Source organism: Kitasatospora sp. NPDC059146 (genome assembly GCF_042786665.1).
Lineage (GTDB): Bacteria > Actinomycetota > Actinomycetes > Streptomycetales > Streptomycetaceae > Kitasatospora.
In genome coordinates this window covers 133,433-141,559 of sequence record NZ_JBHZCY010000009.1, presented here as the reverse complement: position 1 = coordinate 141,559, position 8,127 = coordinate 133,433, and the positions used below count along the sequence as shown (strand labels likewise).

Here is an 8,127-nt window from a genome sequence, read left to right as displayed (position 1 = left end):
TCCACGGCCACCACCGCCGCCAGCAGCACGGCGGGGATCAGCCAGGACCGGTGCCCGTACCGGACCAGCACCGGCAGCTGGGGCCCCGGGTCGGACGGCGGCCGGGCCGGCCCGAACGCCTCCGCGGCACGCACCCGCAACGGCCCCTCCGCTCTCCTCCGGTGTCGCGACGGTGCCGGGCCCGGCGCCGTCGCGCCCACGTTAGAGGGCCGCGGCGCCCCTCGCCCCTCGGCCCGCACCCGTCCGGCCCAGCCGGCCGGCCCCTCGCGCGGCGCGGCGGGGTGGGCACCCGGCACGGCCCGGAGCCGACCGCCCCACCCGGCCAGGGCTAACCTGGCCCCCGCACCGCAAGACCGTACCCGCACCGTGAGAGGCCTTTCCCGATGAGCACCCCCAGCACCCCCGTCGTCGAGCGGTCGGACGACCGGCACCGCTACGAGATCCTGGTCGACGGCGAACTCGCCGGTTTCACCGAGTACTTGGACCACGACGGGCAGCGCGTCTTCTACCACACCCTGGTCGAGGAGGCCTTCGCCGGCCGCGGCCTGGCCGGGCAGCTGGTCCAGGAGGCGCTGACGGACGTCCGGGCCGCCGGGAAGCGCATCGTGCCGATCTGCCCGTACGTGGCCAAGTTCCTGACCAAGCACCACGAGTTCGCGGACCTCACCGACGAGGTCACCCCCGAGGTCAAGGCCTGGCTGCGCGGCCAGCTGCACAGCTAAGCCCTGTCCGGCCCGGGGCGGTGGGGTCGTTGGGCCCTGGCCGCCGCCCCGGGCCTGTCGGGATCCTGGTGGCCGGTCGCGCCGGAGGGACGCGGCGCGCGGCGGCGGAAGGGCCTGGGCGATGGGCGGGTTGATCACGGTGGGGGCGTTCGAGGGCGGCGCGGCGGCTGAGGCCCTGGCCGAGGCCCGGGGGCGGATCGCGGCGGGTGAGGCCCTCGCCGGCGGGGTCGGCACGCTGGTGGAGGCGCTGCGGATCCGGCTGAGCGCCGTGGCCGGCGGGGTGCTGGCGCAGGCGAACGCCGAGGTGGACGGACGGCGGATCCGGGTCCAGCGGGCCGCCGCCGAGCCGGGCGCCTCGCTCGACCGGGTCGCCGAGTCCCTGCTCGGCCGGATCCGGTCCGTCACCGGCAGCTGGGCGCCGCGCCCGTGGCCCGCCCCGGCGACGCCCGCTCCCCCGGTGGCCGCCGAGGGTGCGGACCGGATCGTCCGCCGCAAGGAGCCGGCCCTGGTCCGGTGCACGCCCGAGGCGGCCGCCCGGACGATGGACGCGATGGACTACGACATCCACCTCTTCACCGACCCGGCCACCGAGACCGACGCCGTGCTCTACCGGGTCGGCCCCACCGGCTACCGGCTGGCCCGGACCAGGCCGGACGGCCCGTCCGGGCGCCGCACGGCGCCGATCACGCTCAGCCCGCACGGCGCGCCGACGCTCACCGAGCGGCAGGCCGTCCGGCGGCTGGTGGGGGCGGAGCTGCCGTTCCTGTTCTTCGCCCACCCGGCGGGCGGCCGGGGCCGGGTGCTCTACCGGCGCTTCGACGGCCGGTTGGGCCTGATCTCGGGCCGGGGCTGAGAGGGGAAGGCACGACGGTGCGACCCCGCCGGAGCGGGGCCGCACCGTCGGCACGTCCGGGTCGTCACATGTTGATCATGTGACCGGCGAGGCCGTGGACGGCCTCCTTGACCGCCTCGCCCAGGGTCGGGTGGGCGTGCACGTTGCGGGCGACCTCGTGGACGGTGAGGTCCCACTGCTGGGCCAGCGTCAGCTCGGGCAGCAGCTCGGTGACCTCGGGGCCGATCAGGTGGGCGCCGAGCAGCTCGCCGTGGGTGTTGTCGCAGATCACCTTGACGAAGCCGATCGGGTGGCCGAGGCCGTGCGCCTTGCCGTTCGCGGTGAACGGGAACTTGGCGACCTTGACGTCGTAGCCGAGGTCGCGGGCCTGGGCCTCGGTGTAGCCGAAGGAGGCGATCTGCGGCTGGCAGTAGGTGGCGCGCGGGATCATGGCGAAGTCGACCTCCATGGTCTCCGCCCCGCCGATCGTCTCGGCGGCGATCACGGCCATCGTCTCGGCGGCGTGCGCGAGCATCAGCTTGGCGGTGACGTCGCCGATCGCGAAGATGTGGTCGACGCTGGTACGGCCGTGGCCGTCCACCGCGATGGCGTTGCGGTCGGTCAGCTTGACGCCGGTGTTCTCCAGGCCGTAGCCGTTGACCCGCGGCGCGAAACCGATCGCCTGGAGCACCTTGTCGGCCTCCAGCACCTGCTGCTGCCCGTCCTTGCTGACGGTCACCCGCACCTTGGCGTTCGGGTCGCTGTCGTCGATCGACTCGACCCGGGTCGAGGTGAGCACCTCGATGCCCAGCTTGCGGTACTGCTTGGCCAGTTCGGTGGAGACCTCGACGTCCTCCAACGGCACCACGCGGTCCAGGAACTCGACGATGGTGACCTTCACGCCGTAGTTGTGCAGCACGTAGGCGAACTCGACGCCGATCGCGCCGGCGCCCGCGATGATGATGCTCTCCGGCAGCTGCTCGGTGAGGATCTGCTCCTCGTAGGTCACCACGCGCTCGCTCAGGCTGGTGCCGGGCAGCAGGCGGGTGGTGGCACCGGAGGCGATGACGCAGTGGTCGAAGGTGACCACGTCGAAGCCGCCGCCGCTGAGCGCGACCTGGAGGGTGTGGTCGTCGACGAAGGTGCCCCAGCCGTCGTACTCGGTGATGCCGTTCTTCTTCATCAGGTAGTGGACGCCCTTGACCCGGCCGTCGGCCACCGAGCGGCTGCGCTTGAAGGCCTCGGAGAAGTCGAAGGTCACCTGGCCCTCGACCTTGATGCCGAAGGTCTTGGCCTCCTTGGTGAAGATGTGGGCGAGCTCGGCGTTGCGCAGCAGGGCCTTGGAGGGGATGCAGCCGACGTTGAGGCAGACGCCGCCCCAGTACTTGGCCTCGATGACCGCGACCTTCAGGCCCAGCTGGGCCGAACGGACGGCGGCGGTGTAGCCGCCGGGGCCCGCGCCGAGGACGACGACGTCGTAGTGCGTGCTCATGTTGCTGACTCCTCCGAGGGTGTCACGGTGTCGTGATCTCGTGATCTCGGTCCCATGGTGTCAGGACCGGACTCGGCGCACCCACCGGGTCTCGGCGGATGCGCTCCGCGCGGCACCGTACAGGGCCGGGGGCCGATTGTCAGTGGCGTCCACTACGGTGGCCCGTACCCTGACCCACCAGGGGCGATGGCCGACGGGAGGTGCCGGATGGACGGTGTGCGCACGGCCGGTGGGTGGGCCCGCCGCCCGAGGACGGCAGCGGGCCCACCCGGGCGTCAGGCCGCCACCGCGTGGGCGTCGGCGCCGCCCGCTCCGGCATCGCCGGCTCCGGTGCCGCCCGGGGTGTCCGTACCCGCTCCGGCGGCCGCCCGAGCGGCCGGGCGCTGCCCGGGCACGGGCCGTTGCAGTGAGGAGAGGTCCCAGGCGTAGGTGCCGACGGCGTGGGCGATCACGTCGATGTTGACGTCGAAGGCCGCCGGGTCGAGGTTGTCCAGGTCGTCACAGGCCTTGTGGTAGCAGGCGTCGAAGGCGGTGCCCGCCGTGCCGCCGTAACGGGACTGCTGCTCGGGGGTCTTGATCACCTCGGCGCCGGTGTCGGTGCCGCCGGCCGGGATGCCCGCGTCGATGAACGGACCGTAGTCGGAGCGGCCGTTGAAGGCGGACGGGTCGTGCGGCAGCTCGCGGCCGTCCAGGTAGTCGGTGAGGAACCGCTCGATCTGGGCCGAGCCCTCCGGGCCCGCGCCGCCGCCCGCGCTGCCGGAGCCGTTGTAGACGAACTGCGCGTAGTTGGGGGACGCGATCATGTCGAAGTTGAGGTAGAGCCGGATGTTCTTCCGGTCCGCGTCGGAGAGCGACTTGACGTACGCCTCGGAGCCCTTGAGGCCGAACTCCTCGGCGGACCACCAGGCGAACCGGACCTTGTTCTTCACCGGCCGGGTGCCGAGGTTCTTCGCGACCTCCAGGATGCCGGCCGCGCCGGAGCCGTTGTCGTTGATGCCGGGCCCGGCCGGGACGGAGTCCAGGTGGGCGCCGATCATCACGGTGTTCGCCGGATCACCGCCCCGGGTCTCGGCGATGACGTTCCAGGTCTTGCGCTGCTCCATGAAGGTGCGGAGGTCCAGGGTCACCCGCACCGGCCCGGCGGCGGCCTGGGCGGCCAGCGCCTCGCCGGCCGCCTTGGCGATCCCGCCGGTCGGGACCTTCCCGGCGGTGGGCTCGCCGAGGGTCCCGTTCAGCTCGCCGTCGGTGTTGTTGTAGATCAGCGCCCCGAGGGCGCCGGCCGTGGCCGCGGCCGCCTGCTTCTCGGCGAAGCTGCACCCGCCGCGCCGGATCAGCGCGATCCGGCCGGTGACGGAGCCCGCCGGGTAGTCGGCGGGCGTGCAGCCGGTGGCGGCGCCCACCGGGGCGACGCCCAACTCGGCGGTCAGGCCCGCCTCCGGGCCGCTCACCGAGTAGGTCATCGCCAGGACCGGTACCGACTCCGCCTTCGGTGACAGCACGTCCAGGCGCTGGGAGCGGGCGTCGAAGAAGGTGTACTCGAAGTCCTGCCGGGAGACCTTGAGCCCGGCCCGCCGCGCCTGTTCGGCGATGTACCGCGCGGACAGGTCGTGGCCCTTCGAACCGGCCGCCCTGGTACCGCCGTTGCGGTCGGCGAACCGTTGCAGCGCGACCAGGGTGTCCCGGGCGTCCTCGGCGCTGCTGGCCCCGACCAGCCGCTCGGCCAGCTTGGCGCCGCGGCGGGCCGGGTCCGGGTCGGCGTTGGCGCTGCCCGCGCCGACCAGGAGTAACGGGGCGACCAGGGCGGCGGCGGTCAGGGCGGCGAGCGGGGACGTCCGGAAACGGGATCGGTGACGGGAGCGGGGCTTCAAGGCGACTCCTTCCGACGGTCGGTGGGTTCACGATTTGACAGGACGCGGACCGCCTTGCCAAGGGCGCCGCGCGGCCGCGAGGTGCGCGGGACGCCCTGGGCGGTGATCCTGGAGGGGTGGGGGCGTCTCATCCAGGAGGGTGACCACATGTCCATGCTGGATAAGCTCAAGGCCATGCTGAAGGGCCACGAGGACCAGGCCGAGAAGGGTGTCGACAAGGCCGGCGACTACGTCGACGAACGCACCCAGGGCAAGTACCAGAGCCAGGTCGACACCGCCCAGGACAAGCTCAAGGAGCAGTTCCGCGACCAGCCGCCGCAGTAGCGCGGCCCCGGCACTGCCCGGCCGGGCCGGCGGCGGCGCTCAGGCGTCGCCCCGGCCCGGCCGTTCGGCGTCCCCGTCCGGCTCGCCGTCCGCCGCACCGACCGGATCCCCGCCCGCGCCGCAGTTCTCGCACGGCCCCCGGCCGGGCCGCTCCCGCAACCGCCCGCACTCCGGGCACACCCGGTCCAGCCAGCAGGCCGACTCGCCGCCTTCGTCCATGCCCGCGATTCTGCCCGGCGGACCCGCGGCCCGGCGAGTAGACACTGTCTACGGCGATCCGGTAGACAGTGTCCATGACCGAACAGGACCGCGACCTGCGCGCCCGGCTGGTGGCCGCCGGCATCGAGCTGGTGACCGAGGAGGGCGTCCACGCCCTCGGGCTGCGGGAGATCGCCCGCCGCGCCGGGGTCTCCCACGGAGCACCGCGCCGCTACTTCCCCACCCACCGAGAACTGCTCGCCGCCGTCGCCCGACACGGCTTCGGCCGGCTCACCGACACCCTGGCCGGTGCCGACGCCCTCGCCGCCGGCACCGGGGCCGACCCCCGGGCCCGGATCGAGGCCCTCGCCCGCGGCTACCTCGGCTTCGCCGCGGCCAACCCCGGCCTGTTCGAGCTGATGTTCCGCCACGACCTGCTGGAGGGCAGCGGCACCGAACTGCGCCGCTCCACCCTGCCGCTGTTCCGCACCCTCGTCGGCCTGGTCGGCGAACTCCACCCGCAGGGCGGGGACCCGACCGCCGCCACCGCCGCGCTCTGGTCCAACCTGCACGGCTTGGCCCAACTCCGCAGCTGGGGCAGCCTCGCCCTGGCCACCGGCAGCGACGGCGACAGCGACAGCGACAGCGACAGCAACAGCAACAGCAACAGCAACAGCAACAGCATCGAACCCGTGCTGCGCGCCGCCCTGACCGCCCACCTCGGCCCGGCCGACCGGTGACCGCCCGCCACCGGGGGCTCGCCCTCGCCGCGAGCATCACCGGCGCCGTCCTGGTCGCCGTCGACGGCACGGTGCTCACGGTCGCCCAGCCCACCCTGCAGCGCGACCTGCACGCCTCCCTGGCCGCCGTCCAGTGGACCAGCAGCGGCTACCTCGTCACCGTCGCCGCGCTCCTGGTCTTCGCCGGGCGGCTCGGCGACCGGTACGGCCACCGGCGGCTCTTCGTGGCGGGGGTGGTCTGCTTCGCCGCCACCTCCGCCGCGATCGCCCTGGCACCCGGCATCGGCTGGGTGATCGCGCTGCGCGTGGCCCAGGGCCTCGCGGGCGCCCTGCTCCAGCCCGCCACCATCGGCATGCTGCGGGCCGTCTGGCCCGCCGACCTGCTCCCCCGCGCGATCGCCGTGCGCACCGCCGCCCTCGGCCTCGCGGTCGCCGCCGGACCGCTGGTCGGCGGCGCGCTCACCACCCACTTCGGCTGGCGGGCGGTCTTCCTGCTCGGCCTGCTGCCCGCCGCCGCGGCGCTGGTCGCGGCCCTCGCCGTGCCCGCGGCCCGTACCGAGCCGGCCGGCGGCGGCCTCGACCTGCCCGGCGCGGGACTGCTGGCACTCGCCCTGGTCTGCCTGGTGCACACCCTGGCCGTCCTCCCGACCGACGGCTGGTCGACGGGGACGGTCCTCGGCCTCGCGACGGCCGGGCTCGCCGCCCTCGCCTTCGCCCGGCACGAGCGCCGGACCGCCTGCCCGCTGGTACCGCCCGCCCTGCTCCGCTCACCGGCCGTCGGGCCGGCGCTCGGCGTCCTGCTCGCGGCATCGGCGGCGGTGCTCGGCACGCTCTTCCCCGCGACCTACTTCCTCCAGGAGGTGCTCGGGCTGGATCCGCTGCACAACGCCCTGCGGGGGCTGCCGCTCGCCGTGGCGATGATCGTGGGCGCGCCCGCCTCGGCCTGGCTGGCGAGGCGTCACGGCGTGCGCGCCACCGTCTTCACGGGCATGGCACTGATCACCACGGGCACCCTGCTCACCTCCCGGCTCGGACCGGACTCGGGCGACACCGCGATCGGCTGCTGCTTCCTGCTGCTCGGCGGCGGCCTCGGCGCGGTGATGGCGACCGCGACCTCGGCCGTCGTCCGGGGTGCGGCGGACGCCGAGTCGGGAGTCGCCGGAGGGCTCCAGCAGACCGTGATGAACATCGGACCGGCCCTCGGCATCGCCCTCGCCACCACCGTCGCCGGCCGTGCCGCACCCGGCACGGCGCTCACCCCGGTCGCCCTGGCGACGACCGGGGTGGCGGCGGCGGGAGCCCTGCTGGCGCTGCGGCTCCCCCGCCCGGCCGCGCGGCCGGTCCCGGCGCCGGTGCCCCTCAGACGCCCGTGACGCCGTCGATGCCCTCCCGGAGCAGGTCGGCATGACCGTTGTGGCGGGCGTACTCCTCGATCAGGTGCACCAGGACCCAGCGCAGCGAGACGGTGTCCGAGCCGACGATCCCGGCGATCCGCCGGTCCAGCGGGCCCGGTGAGTCCAGCGGCGCTCCCCCGGCCAGCTCGCGGCCGTGCTCGACCTCGGCCCGCCAGTTCGCCAGCGCCTCCGTCATCCCCCGGGCCTCGTCCAGGCCGTAGCCGTCCGGATTCTCCGGGCCGTACACCGGCGGCACCGTGCGGCCGGCGAACACCCGCTGGTACCAGGTGCGTTCGACCTCGGTGAGGTGCTGCACCAGGCCGAGCAGCGTCAGCGTCGACGGCGGCACCGAGGCCAGCCGCACCTGCCGGTCGTCGAGCCCGGAGACCTTCTGCACCAGCGTGGCCCGCTGGAACTCCAGCCAGCCCTCCAGCGTGGCGCGTTCGTCGGCGTGCGGCGGCGGGAAGGCCCGGCCGTCAGGCATGAGTGTCATGGCCGCCACTGTGCCATCCACCACTGACAGCGACCCCCGGCGCGGCCGAGCACGCCGGGGGCCG

9 protein-coding genes are annotated in these 8,127 nt (G+C 74.5%); 5 read left to right on the top strand and 4 right to left on the bottom strand.

What is annotated here, in order from left to right:
• Positions 1–383 precede the first annotated feature (383 nt).
• A complete protein-coding gene (locus ACFXPX_RS06260) occupies positions 384–722 on the top strand; it encodes a GNAT family N-acetyltransferase (RefSeq protein ID WP_380399378.1) in 339 nt (112 codons plus the stop codon).
• 121 nt (positions 723–843) lie between these two features.
• Positions 844–1,575: a sigma 54 modulation/S30EA ribosomal C-terminal domain-containing protein gene (locus ACFXPX_RS06255; protein WP_380639768.1), complete on the top strand. Its 732-nt coding sequence runs from the start codon at positions 844–846 to the stop codon at positions 1,573–1,575.
• A gap of 64 nt (positions 1,576–1,639) precedes the next feature.
• Here ACFXPX_RS06255 and lpdA read toward each other — a convergent pair whose 3' ends face one another.
• Together lpdA and ACFXPX_RS06245 are read right to left on the bottom strand one after the other, a co-directional pair.
• Positions 1,640–3,046: a dihydrolipoyl dehydrogenase gene (gene lpdA, locus ACFXPX_RS06250; protein WP_380639766.1), complete on the bottom strand. Its 1,407-nt coding sequence runs from the start codon at positions 3,044–3,046 to the stop codon at positions 1,640–1,642.
• Between the two features lie 275 nt (positions 3,047–3,321).
• Entirely contained in the window at positions 3,322–4,914 is a 1,593-nt protein-coding gene (locus tag ACFXPX_RS06245) for a M28 family metallopeptidase (RefSeq protein ID WP_380530669.1), read from the bottom strand.
• Between the two features lie 147 nt (positions 4,915–5,061).
• On the opposite strand from ACFXPX_RS06245, the gene ACFXPX_RS06240 reads away from it, so the two are divergent.
• The gene (locus tag ACFXPX_RS06240; RefSeq protein WP_380530672.1) at positions 5,062–5,238 is read left to right on the top strand and encodes an antitoxin; all 177 of its coding nucleotides are present in this window, start codon (positions 5,062–5,064) and stop codon (positions 5,236–5,238) included.
• Between the two features lie 39 nt (positions 5,239–5,277).
• Here the strand turns inward: ACFXPX_RS06240 and ACFXPX_RS06235 are convergent, their stop codons facing one another.
• Positions 5,278–5,457, bottom strand: a complete 180-nt coding sequence (locus tag ACFXPX_RS06235) for a hypothetical protein (protein ID WP_380530675.1) — start codon at positions 5,455–5,457, stop codon at positions 5,278–5,280.
• 74 nt (positions 5,458–5,531) lie between these two features.
• On the opposite strand from ACFXPX_RS06235, the gene ACFXPX_RS06230 reads away from it, so the two are divergent.
• Together ACFXPX_RS06230 and ACFXPX_RS06225 are read left to right on the top strand one after the other, a co-directional pair.
• On the top strand, positions 5,532–6,176 hold the full coding sequence (locus ACFXPX_RS06230; RefSeq protein ID WP_380639764.1) for a TetR/AcrR family transcriptional regulator: 645 nt from the start codon (positions 5,532–5,534) through the stop codon (positions 6,174–6,176).
• The gene (locus ACFXPX_RS06225; protein WP_380589392.1) at positions 6,173–7,549 is read left to right on the top strand and encodes an MFS transporter; all 1,377 of its coding nucleotides are present in this window, start codon (positions 6,173–6,175) and stop codon (positions 7,547–7,549) included. The genes ACFXPX_RS06230 and ACFXPX_RS06225 overlap by 4 nt, the downstream gene beginning before the upstream one ends.
• Here ACFXPX_RS06225 and ACFXPX_RS06220 read toward each other — a convergent pair.
• Positions 7,536–8,063 carry a DinB family protein gene (locus ACFXPX_RS06220; protein ID WP_380530684.1) on the bottom strand — a complete coding sequence of 176 codons (528 nt, stop codon included), beginning with the start codon at positions 8,061–8,063 and terminating at the stop codon, positions 7,536–7,538. The genes ACFXPX_RS06225 and ACFXPX_RS06220 overlap by 14 nt on opposite strands.
• Positions 8,064–8,127: the final 64 nt, after the last annotated feature.